This window comes from Pseudoalteromonas sp. A41-2 (assembly GCF_015767615.1).
In the GTDB taxonomy this organism is placed as follows: domain Bacteria; phylum Pseudomonadota; class Gammaproteobacteria; order Enterobacterales; family Alteromonadaceae; genus Pseudoalteromonas; species Pseudoalteromonas lipolytica.
In genome coordinates, this window is the sequence record NZ_CP065231.1 from 1,677,723 (window position 1) to 1,696,780 (window position 19,058).

At 39.4% G+C, this 19,058-nt stretch carries 18 protein-coding genes; 12 read left to right on the plus strand and 6 right to left on the minus strand.

Annotated features, from left to right (window positions below; all coding sequences use genetic code 11):
* The first annotated feature begins 57 nt into the window (after window positions 1–57).
* Window positions 58–1,956, plus strand: coding sequence for a DUF294 nucleotidyltransferase-like domain-containing protein (locus IT970_RS07675; protein ID WP_118844240.1), 1,899 nt, complete (start codon window positions 58–60; stop codon window positions 1,954–1,956).
* Window positions 1,956–2,663: a 3'-5' exonuclease gene (locus IT970_RS07680; RefSeq protein WP_196857721.1), complete on the plus strand. Its 708-nt coding sequence runs from the start codon at window positions 1,956–1,958 to the stop codon at window positions 2,661–2,663. Before IT970_RS07675 ends, IT970_RS07680 begins: the two co-directional genes overlap by 1 nt.
* Window positions 2,664–2,726: 63 nt before the next feature.
* On the opposite strand, the gene IT970_RS07685 is transcribed toward IT970_RS07680, so the two are convergent.
* The 5 genes from IT970_RS07685 to IT970_RS07705 all read right to left on the minus strand — a co-directional run bounded on the left by IT970_RS07685 (window position 2,727) and on the right by IT970_RS07705 (window position 9,973).
* Window positions 2,727–4,304, minus strand: a complete 1,578-nt coding sequence (locus IT970_RS07685; RefSeq protein WP_036968526.1) for a BCCT family transporter — start codon at window positions 4,302–4,304, stop codon at window positions 2,727–2,729.
* Window positions 4,305–4,633: 329 nt separating this feature from the next.
* Window positions 4,634–6,301 (minus strand): asparagine synthase B, encoded by a 1,668-nt coding sequence (gene asnB / locus IT970_RS07690; protein WP_196857722.1) that lies wholly within the window; start codon window positions 6,299–6,301, stop codon window positions 4,634–4,636.
* A 391-nt stretch (window positions 6,302–6,692) separates the two neighbouring features.
* Entirely contained in the window at window positions 6,693–7,634 is a 942-nt protein-coding gene (locus IT970_RS07695; protein WP_196857723.1) for a biotin-dependent carboxyltransferase family protein, read from the minus strand.
* On the minus strand, window positions 7,631–8,296 hold the full coding sequence (pxpB, locus tag IT970_RS07700; RefSeq protein ID WP_196857724.1) for a 5-oxoprolinase subunit PxpB: 666 nt from the start codon (window positions 8,294–8,296) through the stop codon (window positions 7,631–7,633). Before pxpB ends, IT970_RS07695 begins: the two co-directional genes overlap by 4 nt.
* 153 nt (window positions 8,297–8,449) lie before the next feature.
* Complete coding sequence (locus tag IT970_RS07705) at window positions 8,450–9,973, minus strand: leucyl aminopeptidase (RefSeq protein ID WP_036968514.1); 1,524 nt, start codon at window positions 9,971–9,973, stop codon at window positions 8,450–8,452.
* 199 nt (window positions 9,974–10,172) lie between these two features.
* On the opposite strand from IT970_RS07705, the gene msrA reads away from it, so the two are divergent.
* A complete protein-coding gene (gene msrA / locus IT970_RS07710) occupies window positions 10,173–11,399 on the plus strand; it encodes a peptide-methionine (S)-S-oxide reductase MsrA (RefSeq protein ID WP_231387329.1) in 1,227 nt (408 codons plus the stop codon).
* Between the two features lie 76 nt (window positions 11,400–11,475).
* The gene (locus IT970_RS07715) at window positions 11,476–12,246 is read left to right on the plus strand and encodes a substrate-binding periplasmic protein (protein ID WP_065979904.1); all 771 of its coding nucleotides are present in this window, start codon (window positions 11,476–11,478) and stop codon (window positions 12,244–12,246) included.
* Window positions 12,247–12,352: 106 nt separating this feature from the next.
* Here the strand turns inward: IT970_RS07715 and IT970_RS07720 are convergent, their stop codons facing one another.
* Window positions 12,353–12,772: a hypothetical protein gene (locus IT970_RS07720; protein ID WP_036968511.1), complete on the minus strand. Its 420-nt coding sequence runs from the start codon at window positions 12,770–12,772 to the stop codon at window positions 12,353–12,355.
* Between the two features lie 397 nt (window positions 12,773–13,169).
* Here IT970_RS07720 and IT970_RS07725 point away from each other — a divergent pair, with 397 nt between their 5' ends.
* The 8 genes from IT970_RS07725 (at window position 13,170) to IT970_RS07760 (ending at window position 18,957) form a co-directional block, all read left to right on the plus strand.
* The gene (locus tag IT970_RS07725) at window positions 13,170–13,556 is read left to right on the plus strand and encodes a hypothetical protein (protein ID WP_231387324.1); all 387 of its coding nucleotides are present in this window, start codon (window positions 13,170–13,172) and stop codon (window positions 13,554–13,556) included.
* 108 nt (window positions 13,557–13,664) lie between these two features.
* Window positions 13,665–13,808, plus strand: coding sequence for a hypothetical protein (locus tag IT970_RS07730; protein WP_196857726.1), 144 nt, complete (start codon window positions 13,665–13,667; stop codon window positions 13,806–13,808).
* Between the two features lie 207 nt (window positions 13,809–14,015).
* Window positions 14,016–14,405 carry a hypothetical protein gene (locus tag IT970_RS07735; RefSeq protein WP_196857727.1) on the plus strand — a complete coding sequence of 130 codons (390 nt, stop codon included), beginning with the start codon at window positions 14,016–14,018 and terminating at the stop codon, window positions 14,403–14,405.
* A 478-nt stretch (window positions 14,406–14,883) separates the two neighbouring features.
* Entirely contained in the window at window positions 14,884–15,333 is a 450-nt protein-coding gene (locus IT970_RS07740; RefSeq protein WP_196857728.1) for a hypothetical protein, read from the plus strand.
* A gap of 121 nt (window positions 15,334–15,454) precedes the next feature.
* On the plus strand, window positions 15,455–16,654 hold the full coding sequence (locus IT970_RS07745; RefSeq protein ID WP_196857729.1) for a HEPN domain-containing protein: 1,200 nt from the start codon (window positions 15,455–15,457) through the stop codon (window positions 16,652–16,654).
* 73 nt (window positions 16,655–16,727) lie between these two features.
* Window positions 16,728–17,186, plus strand: a complete 459-nt coding sequence (locus tag IT970_RS07750; RefSeq protein ID WP_196857730.1) for a hypothetical protein — start codon at window positions 16,728–16,730, stop codon at window positions 17,184–17,186.
* Between the two features lie 87 nt (window positions 17,187–17,273).
* Window positions 17,274–18,596: a hypothetical protein gene (locus tag IT970_RS07755; RefSeq protein WP_196857731.1), complete on the plus strand. Its 1,323-nt coding sequence runs from the start codon at window positions 17,274–17,276 to the stop codon at window positions 18,594–18,596.
* Between the two features lie 97 nt (window positions 18,597–18,693).
* Entirely contained in the window at window positions 18,694–18,957 is a 264-nt protein-coding gene (locus tag IT970_RS07760; RefSeq protein WP_196857732.1) for a hypothetical protein, read from the plus strand.
* Window positions 18,958–19,058: the final 101 nt, after the last annotated feature.

Sequence of the window (19,058 nt, forward strand, 5' to 3'; positions counted from 1 at the left end):
TGAAAAAATAGCCAATTACCTCCACAATCAATAAAAACACCCAATCTAGGTATGCGTATGCAAGCCGAACACATCGATATTGCACAATTTTTAAGTGATCATGCTCCATTTGATGACTTACCAGAAGAGGCAATAAATAAATTAGCGTCGCAAATTGAAATTGCTTATTTTCGTGCTGGCACCGAGATATTAAATTACGGTGACGACATAGCCGATTTATATGTTATTCGTACCGGTGCCGTGGAAATGTATCGCCGTGATGGTGAATTATATAACCGCTTAACGGTGGGGGGCATATTTGGCCAAATGGGTTTGCTAATGAATCGTAAAGTACGTTTTCCGGCAAAAGCACTCGAAGACACACTTGTTTATTGCATTAATGTGGAGTTGTTTAACCAGTATTGCGACGAATACGAGCCATTTGCAGATTTCTTTGAGGCTGATGGTAATGTACGTTTGCACCAAGCTATCGTCGAGCAAGCCGATAGCAATGATTTAACTACCGCAAAAGTAAAGTCATTACTGCACAGAGATGTGGTCACGGTCGCAAAAGATGCAACAGTTCAGTTTGTTGCGCAGTTGATGACACAAGAGTCGGTGTCGTCAGTATTGGTTACTGATGCTGATAAACCCATTAGCGATGACCCTGATGATGACGATGGCCAAGTTGTTGGCATCATAACTGACCGCGATTTACGTTCCAGTGTTATTGCACAAGGATTAAGTTACGAAGCTCATGCTCAGCAAATAATGCAGACTGATCTTGTATTACTCGATAGCAACGCCTACGTGTTTGAAGCCGTACTAGCGATGCTCAGAGATAATATTCATCACTTACCCGTTGTTATTAAGAAAAAACCCATTGGGGTTATTTCGTTATCAGATATTTTGCGCTATGAATCGCAAAGTAGTTTATTACTGGTGCGTGGCATTCTTGCTCAGCAATCTGTTGAAGACTTAGCTTATTATGCGCGCCAGTTGCCTAATGTATTTGTGCGAATGGTTAATGAAGATGCGAATTCTCATATGATTGGCACTGCCATGGCGGTGATAGGGCGAACATTTAAACAGCGTCTACTCGATTTAGCCGAAGAAAAGTTTGGTCCGCCTCCTGTGCCTTATTGCTTCATTGCACTGGGGTCAATGGCAAGGGATGAGCAATTAATCGTTACAGATCAAGACAACGCCATTATTCTAGACAATAGTTTTGATGAATCTCTACATGATGAATATTTTCAAAAACTTGCTGACTTTGTCTGTGATGGCTTGGCTGAGTGTGGTTATAAGTACTGCGATGGTGAAATTATGGCGTCATTTAAAAAATGGCGTTTAACGCGGGAGCAGTGGCAAGAACAATTTGCTAGTTGGATAGCAGAGCCAAAACCACAAGCATTATTGCACAGTTCAATATTTTTTGATCTTGATGGTGTTTACGGCAAAACCAAATGGGCAGAGGAACTAAAACGGTTTATTGCTAAAGAAGGGCGCAGCAATAAGCGTTTCTTAGCGAATATGGCAGCTAACGCACGTAATAGAACGCCTCCACTGGGCTTTTTTAAAGACTTTGTATTAGAGCATAATGGTCAACATAAACGCTCAATGAACTTAAAACGTCGTGGCACAGCCCCTTTGTCTGATGTAATCCGTGTGCATGCTTTAGCGATAGGCAGCCGTAAGCAAAACTCATTTGAACGACTTGAAGATATAATTGATGCCAAGTTATTACCAGAAGGAAAAGCGCAAGACTTACGAGATGCCCTTGAATATATCGCCATGATCCGTATTCGTCATCAGGCTTGGCAAATAGAAAAGCTAGATGAAGCGCCCGACAACGATTTAGAGCCACATTTGCTATCGCCTTTTGAACAGCGAAATTTAAAAGAAGCGTTTGCGATTTTAGATAAAGCACAGAACTTCTTAAAATTCCGTTATTCAGCTAATTCAGGTGTGAAGTAATGACCTCTAATAGCGCAAAACAAAACTGGCCTGCGCGTTATAAAGCGCTATCAGCGACGAGTCGTCATCCTTGTATACAACATTTTTATCAAAGTGCGGTAAACGACCTTAATTTACCGATTAGTGAAGTACCACTGGTTGCGTTAGATTTTGAGACGACCGGTCTAAATTTTGATAAAGATGATATTGTTAGTGTCGGACTGGTGCCGTTCACATCAAAACGAATTTATTGCAAAGACAGTGCACATTGGCTTGTTCAACCAAGGCAAAAGCTCGATGAAGAGTCAATAGTCATTCATGGCATTACACACTCCGAGTTAACTGGCGCGCCTGACTTCTCGTCGATAATCGAGCCGTTATTAGCCGCATTAGCTGGTAAAGTGATTGTTGTGCATTTTGCGCCTATTGAACGCCACTTCCTGTATCAAGCGTTAAACGCACGATTAGGTGAAGGTTTAGAGTTTGCAGTAATAGACACCTTAGAACTTGAAAGAAGAGCGCTTAAAGCGAAACAGGGATTACTTGGTCGGTTATTTAACTCCAAACTTGGCTCGGTAAGATTAGCTGACTCACGAACTCGTTATTCGTTACCTGCATATCAAAATCATAACGCCTTAACGGATGCAATCGCAACCGCTGAGCTTTTGCAGGCACAATTAGCGTATCATTATCGACCAGACACGCCATTACGAGCGTTACTAATTTAACTAAAGTAATAATTCTCATAATAAAAAACGCCGCAATTGCGGCGTCTTTTAATACCATATTGTCTAGCGAGTTCTTGGCTCTGTTCTAAGCCCAAGCACTAAACTCACACACATAAGCAACAGCACGAATGTAAAAGGTAAGCCTGTTGATACTGCACCAGCTTGTAACGCCTCTATGGCTTGTGTTCCACCAATCCATACTAATGCAGCCGCAATTGCGCCTTCAATGGTTGCCCAGAAAATGCGCTGTGGTACAGGGGCATCAACCTTACCGCCTGCGGTAATCGAATCGATAACTAATGAACCTGAATCAGAAGACGTGATAAAGAACACTAACACCAGCACAATAGCAATGAACGACAGCACTTGAGACATAGGTAATGCTTCAAACATTTGGAACATAGCCAGTGGTACATCGGTTAGGCCTTTTTCACCTAGTACACCGACTTTATCAACCACTTGTTCAATTGCGATACCACCATAAATTGACATCCAGAAGATAGTAACAACAGTAGGAACGAGTAATACGGCAATTAAGAACTCGCGAATTGTACGTCCTTCAGATACGCGCGCAATGAACATACCTACAAACGGTGACCATGAAATCCACCAAGCCCAGTAGAATACAGTCCAGCCGTGCATCCATGTTTCGTCTTCACGGCCATGTGGGTTACTCAGTGGAATAATGTTTTCGACATAACCCATCACCGTATTCGGTATATTACCAAAGGCTGCAGCAAAACCAACAATAGCAACAAATACAAGCAGTACAAAGGCAATCACCATATTGATATTACTTAGCAGCTTAACACCACCATCAATACCACGTATGACCGAAATCACCGCAAGCAAGGTAACACCAGTAATAACGCCAATTTGCAAACCGATGCCTGCATCAGTCCCAAATACATGATTAATACCGGCAGAGGCCTGCTGAGCGCCTAAACCTAACGAAGTGGCAAGGCCAAATAAGGTCGCAAGCACAGCCAGAATATCAATAAGGTGGCCAGGCCATCCCCATGCTTTATCGCCTAAGATAGGGTAGAAAATTGAGCGAATAGATAAAGGTAAACCTTTGTTATAACAAAAGAACGCTAGTGATAGTGAAACGACTGCATAAATAGCCCACGGGTGAAGGCCCCAGTGAAACATGGTTGCACCCATAGCCATTTTTGCGGCTTCAGGGGTATTTGCTTCAACACCGAGTGGTGTTTCATACCAACCAGTGTAGTAAGCAACCGGTTCAGCAACGCCCCAAAACATTAAACCAATCCCCATACCGGCCGCAAATAACATGGCAAGCCATGAAATACGCGAGTGAGTAGGGCGAGCTTCATTTCCGCCTAAACGAATATTACCGTAGGGTGAAATGATTAATGCAAAGCAAAACAATACGAATAAGTTTGCTGACCACATAAAAAAACCATCAAAATTATTAATAATGTCGTTTTTGATACCGTTAAGGGTTGCTTTTGCAATTTCGGGGTCTGAAACAAGTGTTGCAATTAAAAAGATTGCAATTAAACCTGCACTAATGCCAAAAACAGGGTTGTGAACATCAAACCCCCATTTTTGTACATTGTCTTGGCCGACAGTGTAATCCGTATTGTCGATGCTGTACTTGTCATGATGTTCGCTCATGAATACCTCTTGTTGTAATTTTATCTAGCAGAAAGCTAAATGGCCGGTTGGAACACGTTTGCCCAAAGAATATTTTTACGCAATAAACGTGAAAATAGTTTGAAGACAAATCAATTTAGTACCAAATAGTAGTCTTTAGTGTAGGAGTTAGAGGGAAAATGTAAATGCTTTAGGCGCTAAATAGCCGAATAAAATCAATTTTCTCAGTTTTTTGATGGGTTTTTAAACAAAGTTAAGAAAAAAGTAAAAAAGTTTAATGACAGTATTGTTTCAGAACGAACAGATTAATACTAAAAAAGCTGCAAGCTTGTGACTTGCAGCTCTCGCTATTATTTTTTATAAGCGTCGTTGTGAACGCCAGCAGCACGACCCGAAGGATCCGCATTATTTTGGAATGATTCATCCCAAGCAAGTGCTTCAGGTGTTGAACATGCAACAGATTTCCCATGAGGAACACACTTTGCTGATGCATCTCCAGGGAAATGATCTTCAAAAATACTGCGATAAAAATACGCTTCTTTTGAATCCGGTGTATTTATAGGGTATTTATATTTTGCGTTGGCAAGTTCTTGATCGCTAACTTGCATGCTCACATATTCTTTAAGGGTATCTATCCAGTTATAACCTACACCATCAGAAAACTGCTCTTTTTGGCGCCATAATACGTCATCAGGTAAGTAACCATCGAATGCTTCGCGAATGATGTGTTTTTCAATTTTACCGTCTTTGCACATTTTGGCTTCTGGGTTAATGCGCATTGCAATATCGACAAACTCTTTATCTAAGAATGGTACGCGAGCTTCAACACCCCATGCCGCCATTGATTTATTCGCACGCAAGCAATCAAACATATTAAGTTTAGAGACTTTACGATTTAGCTCTTCATGAAACTCTTGTGCGTTAGGGGCTTTGTGGAAATACAAGTAGCCACCAAATAATTCATCAGCTCCCTCGCCAGAAAGCACCATTTTAATGCCCATTGCCTTAATTTGACGTGCCATTAAGTACATGGGGGTTGATGCACGGATGGTTGTTACGTCATACGTTTCAATGTGGTAAATGACTTCACGCAGTGCATCAATACCTTCTTGAATGGTAAAGTGAATAGGGTGGTGAATAGTGCCAATCATATCGGCTACTTTTTGCGCTGCCGCTAAATCTGGCGAGCCCTCAAGCCCAACCGAAAAAGAGTGAAGTTTAGGCCACCACGCGTCTGACTCGTCGTTGTCTTCAATACGTTTTGCTGCAAAGCGTTGGGTAATTGCAGAGATAACAGACGAATCTAACCCACCAGAAAGTAATACACCATAGGGCACATCGCACATTAATTGACGTTTAACGGCTGCTTCTAAACCGTTTTTAACATCACTCACTTTTGCATCATTGTTTTTTACCGCGTTATAGCTTTGCCAATCACGTGAATAATAACGACGTAGCTGACCGTCTTTGCTCCATAAAAAATGCCCCGGTGGAAACTCTTCAATATGTTTACAAATTGGCGATAGTGCTTTTAATTCTGACGCAACATAAAAGTTGCCATGTTCGTCATGACCTGTGTAAAGCGGAATAATACCAATGTGGTCTCTACCGATTAGGTAGGCATCTTGCTCTTCATCGTATAAACAAAAAGCAAAAATACCATTTAAATCATCTAAAAACTCAGGCCCCTTTTGTTTGTACAGGGCTAATATAACCTCACAATCAGATTGAGTTTGAAAGGTAAAATCGGTTTCTAAATTTGCCGCTAGTTCTTTATGGTTATAGATTTCACCATTGACAGCGAGAATATGTGTACGCTCTGGATTATAAAGCGGCTGTGCACCACTTGACACACCAACAATGGCAAGTCGTTCATGAACTAAAATTGCTTTCTCTGATGAATACACGCCAGACCAATCGGGTCCGCGGTGCCTTAATAGTTTTGACATCTCAATTGCTTGGCTTCGCAATTGGGCAGGATCAGATTTAATATCTAATACCCCAAAAATTGAACACATAGTGACTCCTCATTCCAATTATGTGCGCAGTTAACAATAATTTTAAAACTGCGAATCTTTGTTTTAACAGAAATAATTACCTAAGTCACACAGGTTTTTTAATTATTTAAGAATAATCTATGCACCGAAAACACAGGCTTTGCACCAGATTGATCCAAAAGCTTTGTATGAACAATAGTGAACGAATTATTTTTAGTAAAAATGAAGAAATTTGATGAAATAAGCGACGTAAAAATTATTTTTGCTGCACCAATTTGGCGCAGCAAAAACAATTTATATCACTGTAAACAATGTCTCAAAAAGTAAATACACTCTTGTATAGACAACTTAGTTTAGGGGGTAGTCATTTATTAAACGCCAAACGAGTTTAAACACAGGGCATTTTAGACTGTTAACTTTTGGCATTTTTATACTTTAAAGCAATTGCAAGTTGATTTAGATGAGCAACGAGCTTTTGCTGGGCTGAATGAGCTTGCTCAAGACTAACAAACTCAAAGTGTAAGAAGTCACCGGGTTTAAGCTGAGCAAAATGACGCAAGTCAGCCTCAATAACAGTACCAATTATTGGATACCCACCCGTTGTTTGCGCGTCATTCAGTAAAACAATGGGTTCACCATTAGGTGGTAATTGAATACTTCCAGGCATAACTGCCATTGAGGGCAGCGACAATGAATGCGCTAATTTACACTCATCGCTTAATAATCGTGCGCCCATTCTGTTACTGCTAGGCGAAATATGCCATGAATGCTCTGTAAACTTATCACATGTATTATCAGGTAATATTGAGGCATGCGGACCGGCAAGAATACGAATATGTGTACTCTTTGGCGGTAACATGGCACCTAATCCGATTTTAGTTGCATACTTAGGTGTTATATCGAAACGATCACCCGCCTTTAAAGCATGACCATGCAAGCCACCAAAGCCTGCTGCAATATCAGTTGAGTAAGAGTCTAAAATAGCCGTTGGTAAATGCCAGTCACCACCAATAGCTAAATAGTTTCGAAACCCATGTCGGGCTGCGTTTAGCTTTAGTATATCGCCTTTTTTTATATAAAAACTCCAGCCCGGTTGAACTGCATTGCCATTCACAGTGGCTTGCATGTCGGTGCCATGTAAGGCGATGTAATAGTCGTTATCAAACTGTATTTCGGCAAGCCCAAGCGTGATCTCAATCACGGGATGGTTATCGGGATTGCCAACAAGACGATTAGTGATGATTTGTGCATAAGGGTCAACACACCCTGATTGACCAATGCCTAAATGGCGAGAACCTACGCGGCCTTGATCTTGTATAGACATTTGCATGCCGGGCTTGAGTATGGTGATCATTTTAGCACCTCCTGAATAACAAACTCTAACGTATCGCCCGGTGCAATTGCACACTGTGTCTGTGCATTTATATCAAACAGTTTGAAATCTGTATGACCTATTATTTGCCAACCACCTGGAGAGTCTTCGGGGTAGACGCCAGTTTGCTCACCGCCTATAGCAACCGCGCCTTTAGGGACATGAATGCGTGGTTTTTCGTGTCGCGGCGTGTATAACTGGGGGTTTAAGCCTGCTAGGTATGCAAATCCGGGTTGAAAGCCCAAAAACAAAACATGATACGTTGCACTGCTGTGCATTTGAGCCACGTCGTCTATGGTTAAATTATGGTATTTAGCAACCGCTGAAATATCGGGGCCATAATCGCCACCATACACCGTGGCGAGCTTATGATGCGTAGAGGTAAAATCATTGCTTTTAATCTCATGCCAGTGACTAAGTAATGAAGATTGCCACTTAGCAAGTAGAGATGACTCTTTTAAGTAAAGGGTGAGGTTATTATTCGCAGACACCACATCAATAAAGTCCCCTGAATTTTGACAAAGTTGCGCGAGTGCCCAAATCTTTTTTTGTGTTTCAAGCACATCTTGCCCTGACTCATAGACATCGAAAAAAATGCAATGCGTAGTCAGTGCTGTGATCTGTGGTCGTTGAGTAGAAGCCATTGTATGTCACACTTTTTATTATTTGTTGATGATAATTAGCATATAGGCCCAGTAGTGAAGATGTAAATGAGTCTTTAGCGTTAATTAAAAACTCAACACTGCCAAGCCGTTATAAAATAATGATAACAGCTTGGCAGAGAGTAAAGGAAAAGGCTACTTATTGTTGTTTAGTAACCAGTTAGACAATAAGCGTACACCGTAGCCAGTACCGCCTTCAGCGAGTTCATCTTTTGCTTTATTGTTAAGTGCGTTACCCGCGATATCGATGTGTACCCAACGTGTGTCACCCGCAAAGTTTTGTAAAAAACTTGCCGCTGTTGTTGCACCAGGACCGTGAGAACCAATATTTTTTAAGTCTGCAATGTCAGATTTTAACGCATCGTCGTAGCCCAGCGGTAAGCGCCAAAGGTTTTCGTTTACTTGCTTACCAGCCAGTGTTAATTGCTCAATTAATTGATCGTCTTTTGAGAATACGGCGGCGTATTCGTTGCCAACAGCCCCAATTTTTGAGCCAGTTAGCGTTGCAACATCAATCATAATAGAGGGTTTGAACTTATCGCGTGCATACCACATAGCGTCACTTAATACTAAGCGTCCTTCTGCGTCTGTATTTACAATCTCAACGCTTAAACCTTCAGCTGTGCGAACAACATCACCCGGTGCAACAGCAAATTGTGAAACCATGTTTGCTGCCATCCCCATGACCGCAACAACATTGGTGTCGGCTTTAGCTAACGCCATTGCTTTTACAGTGCCTAGTACGGCTGCAGCACCCGCCATATCTGATTTCATACGTGCAATTGAAGCGCCAGTTTTAAGGCTATAACCGCCAGAATCAAAGGTAATACCTTTACCTACTAACGCGATAGGTGTGTTTTTATTACCTTGATAATGGGCAACAACAAGGCGTGAACCTTCTTCACTACCACGGCCAACCGCTTCGAGCGCACCCATACCCAGCTTTTTAATTTGTTTAGGTTCTAGAACCGTGATTTTAACACCTAACTTTTTAAGCTCTTTTGCGGCTTTAGCAAAGTCAGCTGGAGTCATCTCTGTCGCTACTTCACTGGTTAAGTCGCGTGCTAAAAATACACCCTGTTCAATATGTTGTAGTAAAGTGTGGTTTTTGACCGCTTGGTCTATATTTTCAACGTCGACAGTGTAATTAACTACATGGGTGTCTTTTTCTTTTTTGTATTCTTCAAAACGGTGGTCACGTAGGTTAGCACCATGAGCAAACTCGGCTGCATATTTGGCGTTTGTGTCTGTTTCTTTCAACACCGAAAAATCAAGACTAACCGAAGCTTGTTTCGCACTGTGAAGCTTAGCGTGAACATTACCTCCTAGCTTTGCCATTTTTGCAGCATTGAGTTCTGCTTGCTCACCAAGCCCAACAAGTAAAATACGTTGATGTTCACTGTTGTTTGGAGCAATGACTTCTAATGTTTTTCCGTACTTGGCTTTAAAGTCTGCAAAGTTTACCACTTTATCTAAGTGGGCTTGCGTTTCAGCGCTTAGGTAATTGAAATCAGAAACACCTGTTTTTGAATCAAAAAACAGCACTAATGTGTTGTCAGTTGGTTTAATAGATTGTGCGAAAGTGAACTCAGCTGCATTCACTTGCGTAGCAAGTGTTATACCCAATGCGAGAGCGGTTAGGCTATGTGCAATTCTCATTATTATATCCCAATGTAAAAAGGTGCTTTTTACCTTAAATATACAAAAGAGTTAAATTGTTAGCGGTGAATCACAGCTTAGACGCGTTTAAGGTGAAATGATTTATTAAACTCGCCGGTCTTTTAAATATACAGGCTTTAATGAGGAAATTAGTATGACAATTAAGTCAATGTTACTGATATTACTGACCAGTAGTGCCATGATGACTGCAAGTAAAGTGTATTCACAAGACACTATGCAAAACGCCACGCAGCATATTGAAACTATTGTACTTGGCTCTGGCTGCTTTTGGGGGGCTGAAAAACGCTACGAAGCACTGGATGGGGTAATTGATGCTGTATCAGGCTATGCAGATGGTGAGGGATTTAAAGCAACGTATAAAAATATTACCCGTCAATCACGTCGTTTCGACGACAATAACTATGCTGAAGTGGTAAAAGTCACTTATAACAGCAATGAAATAACCACTGAAAGCCTCCTTAAGCACTATTTTGAGAATCACGATCCTACGCAGCTTAATCGCCAAGGTAATGATGTTGGTACACAGTATCGTTCTACAATTCTTACCAGCAACGAACAGCAGCAACAAACAGCCATTGAATTAAAACAGGCGTACCAAGTAAAGTTAACGGCCGCAGGCTACGGAACAATTGTCACAAAAATTAAGCCGCTCAAGAAATTTTACGCAGCAGAAAATTATCATCAAGATTATTTAAAGAAAAACCCGAATGGGTATTGTCCTGATCATTCAACAGGCGTGGTATTTGATTCAACCAACAAACCCAACGTTGATAATAGTGCATTACTGACAAATAAACAGATTGTGGTTATTGATGCGAAAGGGTATTGCCCATACTGTGAAAAGTTCAAAAAAGAAGTTGCCAATAACTACCAAGGTACTATTCCCATGACCTTTCGTTATGCCGATGAGCTCGATGGGCTGACAATTAAGACCCCAACTTGGGCAACGCCAACTTTACTGTTTATAGAAAATGGTAAAGAAGTGTATGGCCGTCAAGGGTATGTAAGTAAAGATGAATTTTACAAAGCGCTCGGTGCGTTTAAGTTGGGTGACAGTGAGGCGTTTAGGGTTGCATTTCATGCTCGTACCGACAGTCCATATTGTAAGCAATATGATATTTTTAAAAATACGCCAGAGGGGGTTTTTATTGATAAACTCAGTGGTGCCCCATTATTTGATACCCGAGATCGCTTTAATTCTGGTACAGGTTGGTTATCGTTTACTCAAGCCGTTAAAGGCAGCGTCACCATGCACGAAGATAACAGTTTTGGTATGCAGCGTATTGAATTAAAATCAAAAAGTTCAGGGATCCACTTAGGCCATTTATTCCCAGGTGAAGGCCCACAAGGTAAAGATAGGTATTGTATTAATGCTACGGTGCTTGAATTTGTTCCAGCAGAGTAAAATGTCGATACGCTATTAGTTCAAAGTCATTTTTTAGCCTAAGCTTGTGTGTATGCCCAAAAGTGACGTTTGAAATGTGAAAATAAATCTAATAAGTGGTTTGAGTGCTGTTGTAGTAAGCTTATTTTCGTTGCAGTTATTATGCGCAGAAAGAGCCTCGTATGTAGTAGGCGTAGAGAACATTGAATATCTACCTTATTACGAAGGGAGCGATAACAATAACTCACGGTTCACTGGATACAGCGCACAGTTATTAAAATTATTCGGTCGTAAATACGACTATAATATAGTGTTTTACCCAACGCCTCTAAACCGCCTTTATAAAGATTTTATTACGCAAAGTTACCTTGATTTTAAATACCCAGATAACCCGCAATGGCAAAAAAGTTTTAAAGATATCTACACAAAAACCAAGCAAATAGTCTATTCAAAGCCTTTTCTAACAACTGTAACCGGTATTGCGAGTCTTAATCCTGATACACAATTATCTGATTGCACCCGGTTTGGTAAAGTGCGTGGTTTCACCTCACAACGTTTTAAAGCATATTTTGAAAAAGAGGGAATTGCCGTTATCGAAACTGCGGATACAACGGAGCTTATTTCTTTGCTTTTATTGAACCGAATAAATTGTATTTATATCTCGCGGGATGTTCTTAACTATAAATTACGGAAAAAGTTAAATGTAACGACCGATGTCTACTTCCATGAATTGCTCGGTGTAGATGTACAAGACTTTCATGTATCGACGATTAATCATCCAGAGATTATTACTCAGTTTAACCAATTTTTAGCTACGTATAGTGAAGAAATTCAAGAACTGAAAGAGAAATTTAGTATCGGCCAATAGGGGGTTACAGTTTGCTTATTGGTTTATCATGTAAATCAGGCGCGAAAAAAAGCCCGGTCAGAACACACAAGAACCGGGCTTTCGACAACAATTTGGTGGGGTAACTTTACAACGCTAAGTTTTGCTTTGCGCGAGTTAAGTTATGATTTACAAGTTCGTTTTTAGAAATTTGAACTGCTTCATAAAAATCAGAAAGAGCTGCAGTATCGTTTTCTGACATGATGCGTGCAACACCACGATTACTTAATGCAAACGAAGTTAATTCGCGACGTTTGTATCCAGGTACTTTACTTGTACTAAGAAGTGAAATTGCCTCGGTACACAGGCTTTCAGCTTCTGAAAAATTCTTTTCTTTTACACTCAATGCACAACGGTTGAAAGCATTTTCGTATGTGCTGTTTACGTCGTTTGAAGAGTGAGCTTGCTCGATAACCATCAGTTTATAATCAGCTTGGTTGGCTACTGCCATCGCTGAGCAAGTTAATAAAGAGCTAAGTGCAATAGTGGTTACAAGTGTTTTAAACATGATAGATTTCCTTTGGTTAAGTTGGTGTTTCTTGCCAACGAGTGAACTTTAAAATATTCCCCAAAGCTAAACAAACGATTAAATTAAACCTGATAGATGAAGAAATTTAATCTATAGAGTAATTACTCAAAATTAGTGGTTGGCTGAAAAGTAGGGGACTGTGTCTTTTTAATCATTTTTTTGAGTAACACCTGATAACTGTTTTTATATACAGTTTTTGTGTGGGCGCTTACATAATCAATAACACGACCTAATGACTCGCTTTTATTAAGTTTAGGTAATGGTTACTGCCAACTTTTAATATATGTGGCAATCAGTTAATAACTTTGTTACTAATAAACTTTGAGAGAAGTGCGGCTTGTGTGGTAAGAAAACGTGCTATTCGCTCGCTATAAACATGTTAAATTGCCAAGGAGTTGGTTTGTTGTTTCGAGAACAAAAGTATTATATAGCTAGCTTCATTATATGTGGTGCTTTCGCAATTATTGTGAAGCTAACGAGATCTGACATATTTGGTATAAATAGTTTTTTAGATACCTTTATAGGATCTTCCCCAAGTTTTTTCTATTTATTCGGAATCTTGTCTCTCATTCCAATAGTTAAGCCAAAGATTGACATTAAAACATTTAAAAAGTCAGTTTTAATGTTTACTGCCGGTGCATTAACATATGAAATTGAACAATACTGGACTTCAATGTTTTTTGACCTTGGTGATATTATTGCAACATTACTTGCTGCACTACTAATGTTTTCTTTACATAAAAATAAGCGTAAGGCTGTATAATAAGCACTTCAAACGGAACAAAAACAGTTGGCTAGGTTCCGCTTCGCTTCACATTTTAACCAGCAATTTTTGTCTGCTTAAGTGGGTCTTATAAGCCTAAGGGTAGCAATGGTATTTATCATCCTGTTTGGAGTCGTAGCGATTACCTTTATTGTGTTTAACATGCAGATGGCAGCATACAAAGAAGCCGCGCATAAATACACAAATGAGCGTAAAAATAAGCTGGTTGAATACTTAGGTTACCAAGATTAGTATTGGGGCATGTTATTTGGTAACCCTAAAAATTTTTCCATGTACCATAAAGGGTTAGACTGTCATATTAAAAAGGTACGCATTTAATTGTAGCATTAGCATCGTTTTTTAGCTTATTTATCTCATTCTTGTATACGGCTTATAACAAGTTACTCAAAAGCACGCAAAACGCTTGGTTTGCGCTCCTTCGTAAGGCATTGATGGAAAATGGAAGTATTCAAATATATTTTTATAGTTCTAGTCATATATCTAATTGTTACTTTAAGCATTAGGTTATATTGGTATTTTAAAGACGGGTACTTTCAATTAAGCTGGATAGCTGAATGGTTCATTGCTGCTATAAGTTGCGTTGGTATTTTCGCTGTTGCCTATAATGTCCCTATATTAAATCAAGGCTTTTGGTGGTTTGTACTTTTTCTCATTTTACTATCAACCGTGTTACGTTTACGAAGTGAAACTACAAGTCAGCAATTACACCAACTTAGTAAACGCCAGCTATTATTTGTCTACAGTTTAATGGTTTTGTTTACTGCTCCTATTGCGATTGGGCTTTTTATTAATGCTGCAAACTTAAGTAATATTTGGGTTGGCAGCTAACAAAAAGTTATGCGCCCTCGGGCTTGCTGAGATACAAACAGGTGTTAATTATGTTGGAAGTGGCACAGAGCCGTCCTTTGGCTCTAACTCATTATTGCCCCAAAACAATTCAGAGCAGATGCTCTAGAGTCGAATTTGAACGAACTACGGAAGTTACCCAAAACAGAACGACTGAGAAGTTAGGTAGCAGCCTCTGTATGCGTAAAAATATAATTGCGTATTAAGAAAAATTTAGATTTAATGAATACATAATAAGCGCTGAGCAATGCAGGGAAAGCTTACATAACACAGCTAAGCTGATTAAATTAGCTAGGAAAGTTAGAGCCTTTAAAAAGCCTATTTTTCTAAGTAAGTCCATAGCATAAACAACACCAACTCTGACACACCGAGCAGGTAGCGGCTCAGTCCAACAAGCGATTATGCATCACAAACTGCGTGTTGCATAAATACTAAAATGTTAGGCTACCACGGAAACATCATGGATAGGCGTTATAAAAAAAGAATTGATCGCTACTGGTCAAAAATGGAAAAACAATGTGAGGATGCCTTATCAAGAATCGACCCTAATGATTGGTTTGATCTTTGGCATACTCATCCTGATTGGGATGGCAAAGGAAATTCGAGACCAGAAAACAGGAAACGAGCCATTGAATTTACTTTTCGTTTTTTAGTCAAGGCAGAGACTTTAACTAACCATAGAAGCAATGAAATCCAGTGCTTCGCTATCATAAAAGAAGACACAATGGATAACTCAATTTATATTCACAGTGAAAATCCAAATTCATCAGAGTTTCCATATAAATATGAAGGTGTAACTTGGGATACTGAGAATAAAGAATTAGAAAGTATTGTTAACTTAGATACACACCAAATTGGTGTTTTCCAAAGTGAAGATGAACAAACATTCTTTATCAGAAAGGTAGCCTAACAAGGCAATTATGCGTGGGATGTATTAAGCTTGGCTGACGCTCATTCTTCGCTAATTTTAGCCAAGCTTAATACGCCCCATATTTGCGGCGTTACATGCAACCAAAGTTAGGGAGAAAAGCTTGAAAGTTGAGTATTTAGTGATTATTGACTCAGAGAGTACTTTTTGTAGAGATTCTCAGTCATTTAAGAGCTTCTTACAATCGGATGCAGAAATAGACATCAGCGGAAAGAAGCTTAAGTTTCGCGGGGTTTCAATTGATTACGAGCTTCAAGAAGGTGAAAACGCAGACAATAATCACAAATTCTTTCATATCAAACTTATTTGTGACGAAAAATATATATCTGAATTTACCGATCTCTGCCGTTCAATGAAGAAGCTTTTACACATGAATTCTAACAATAGCGTTCAGACGCTGTGGGATGATATTAGCTTCTATTACTCTTCTCGTAGTTATCCTATGATCTACGAAATAGAGAACCTGATGCGTAAGCTAATCACAAAATTCATGCTAACGACTGTCGGTCTTGGCTGGACTAAAGAAACAGTCCCTGAAGAGCTAAAAAAGTCGTCCCGTACTGACAATATAGATACAAACATTAATTACCTTTACGAAACAGATTTTATTCAACTTTCGAATTTCCTCTTCGACGAATACCGGACGCTTGATATAGCAGCGCTAATTAAAAAACTATCTGAGATCGAAACTGATACTGTTCGAGTAGAAGAGATCATTGATTTCATTCCTAAATCAAATTGGGAAAGATATTTCCAATCCAATGTTGATTGTGAGGGAGCGTATTTGAAAGCTCGCTGGGAGAAATTATATAGGCTCCGATGTAAGATTGCTCATAACAATACGTTCACAAAGCCTGATTTCGAGTTAACAGACAAGCTCGTCGGTGAGGTAAAATCAAAACTTGTATCTGCTATACAATCGCTTGATAAAATTACAATCAGTGATGACGAAAGGGAAGATCTCGCGGAGATAGTAGCCAGTAACTCCAGCGCAGCGTTTGGAAGTTTTATCCAAAAATGGAAGATTCTAGAATCTCTAATTATAAAACTATTAGTTGTAGAAGGTTTGCTTCCTTCCAAGCTCTCTAAAAGAGAGAAGATAATGCTGTATAAGAATCAAGAGGCTCTCATACAGAATGGTTTAATTGATTCTAAAATGTATAAAGATATCAAGACTCTAAACAAAGTGAGAAACATCATGGTTCACGAAACAGAGCAATATTTTACTGAGTCGGAAATCATGATTTATTCTAAAGATATAGACAGAGTTATTGAGTTTTTTGTCGAGAGATTAGGCATGTAACAAGTCATTCCAGGTGACGCCTACGGCGCACCTGAATGAGGCGTTACGTGTCAATTCGTGCAAAGGAGTAGCAATGGAACACAATTTTGAGAGGTTGAAGGCACATATATTGCCGCTTTCAAATTCGCAGGATTTCTATGCTGCCAAGAATGAATGGAAACTTGTAGGCGTAGAAATACAGGAAGACTGGGATAATTGCCCATGTGGCCAAGCTATTAAAGAGCTTTGTTACATTGAAAATCAATTTAATGGCAACAAAACGTATGTTGGAAATGTTTGTGTAAACCAGTTCATCGGCATCCAAACAGGTAATTTATTCGCAGGGTTGAAACGTATTGCAAAAGATAACTCAGCTAATGCAAATGAAGATCTGATTCTTCACGCTTATCAGCTGGGCTATATCTACGAAAAAGAGTATCAATTTTTAATGCAAACAAGGCGTAAGCGTAAACTCTCAGAGAAGCAGCTTGCTTGGAAGCAAAAAATTAACTGGAGAATCGTTAATCAGACGGTTGTTCGTAAAAATACGTAACTAGGCCAGCCAGAGGGATGCCAAAACCGCCGGTTCGCTCTGGTTTTGTCACCCCCTGCTGGCGGCGTAAAATGCCCAAGGAAGCTCATGGATATTCTAAATAATCGAGAAATTGCAATTGCGTTATGGCTTCTGGCAATTTCGATTTACATTTTTTCTTCCTCGAAAATGGCAGAGGTCAGAAACGCCTTCAAAGACGTCATGGCAGCTTTATTTGTTCGGCAAATAATGTCTGTTCTTTGTTTGATGGTTGCTTACATGGTAATTGTCATTTACTGGCTTTCTGATTTGGGGCTATGGAATTTTGAACAGCTAAAAAATACTGTTTTTTGGTGCGTTTCTGTTGGTTTCATCTCGCTATTTAAGCTTGAAAAAATCAAAAAAGATAAGCATTTTTTCAAGCATTCAGTTATAGATAACTTGAAACTACTAGCGATTCTTCAATTTGTCGTTGGTGTATATACTTTCACTCTTTGGGTCGAGGTTCTGCTAGTTCCTGTTTTAGCATTATTGGGAGCTATGCTTGCTATTGCAGAAACCGACAGAAAACATCATCAGGTAAAGGTGTTTCTAGAATATTGCCTATCTTCTTTCGGGGCAGTCTTAATCGTTTACACTTTGTACATGTTAATAACTAATTTTGGTGAATTTGGGAAAGAAAAAACTGCGTACGACTTCTTTGTTCCACCACTGCTGACACTCTGTTACTTACCATTCGTTTTCTTTATGTTGGTTTATTCAACATATGAGCAGGTCTTTGTTCGTCTAAGGTTTTCAATACAAAGCCGGTTCCATAGATATGCTGCTAAACTCTATGCATTTATATTGTTTAATGTTCGGCTCAGTCTGCTTGAACGATGGTCATTTCAAGTCGCCAAAGCAAACATAGAGTCACACTCGGATCTGATTGATACCTTTAAATATATATTTAAAGTGAGATATTCTGAGAAAAATCCAAAGGAAGTGCCAAAAGAGCAAGGTTGGAGCCCTTACAAAGCTAAAGAATTTCTCGTAAACGAAGGGCTGAGCACCGGATTCTATAATAAATCTTTCGAAGAAGAATGGCTTGCATCATCCCCAATGGAAGAATTTAGTGATGGTATTATCCCGGACAATATCGCTTATTATGTTGAAGGTTTTGAAGATGTTGCAAAAGTACTGAAGCTTAAAGTGAACGTGAATGATGCTTCCAGAACCCATCAGGCATGTGAAAAGTTAGAGGCTATGGCAGAAGCATTGAGTATCTCTAGCTTAAACCTACCTTTATCCAATGGTATGAAAAGTGCTATTTCAGGTTGTAACTCATATTCTGAGAAAGTTGAGGATAAGACAATCACCTTGGTTGTAGAGCATTGGCCAAATCATAAGTTTAATGGGTTTGATCTCAAACTCTTGATATCAAGCATTTAACAAAGCGCTGCTGTCGGATAAATTTTCAGCTGCGCTCCAAATTTGCCGCAGAGCGCGGCGTTAGTTTTAATCGTACATGGCAATAATGGAGTTTAAAATGGGAATGGAAGCAGATATTAAAATTAGTAAATTGATTAGAGGATTAGGGGCTTTGTTATGTATATTAATAATATTCATGTTAGCTTTAAATACCTTCACTTTGCGTAATTTCCTTCCTTTAGATCTTACTTTACAAATAGCTTTACTCTTAATTGTTTTCGGTCCTGTGTGCTATTTAGGCTATATACCGGGTAAGTTTTTGGATGTTTTGCCAAAATTTTTGATAAAAGCTATTAAGCTCGATTTCAGTTCTAAAAACTAACAAGCAAATTAATCAGGACAAAAAACAGTTGTTTTTTGCTCCAGCGTCGCTATTTTAACCAACTATTTTTTGCCCATTATTTGGGGGGTATGTTTGAGTCA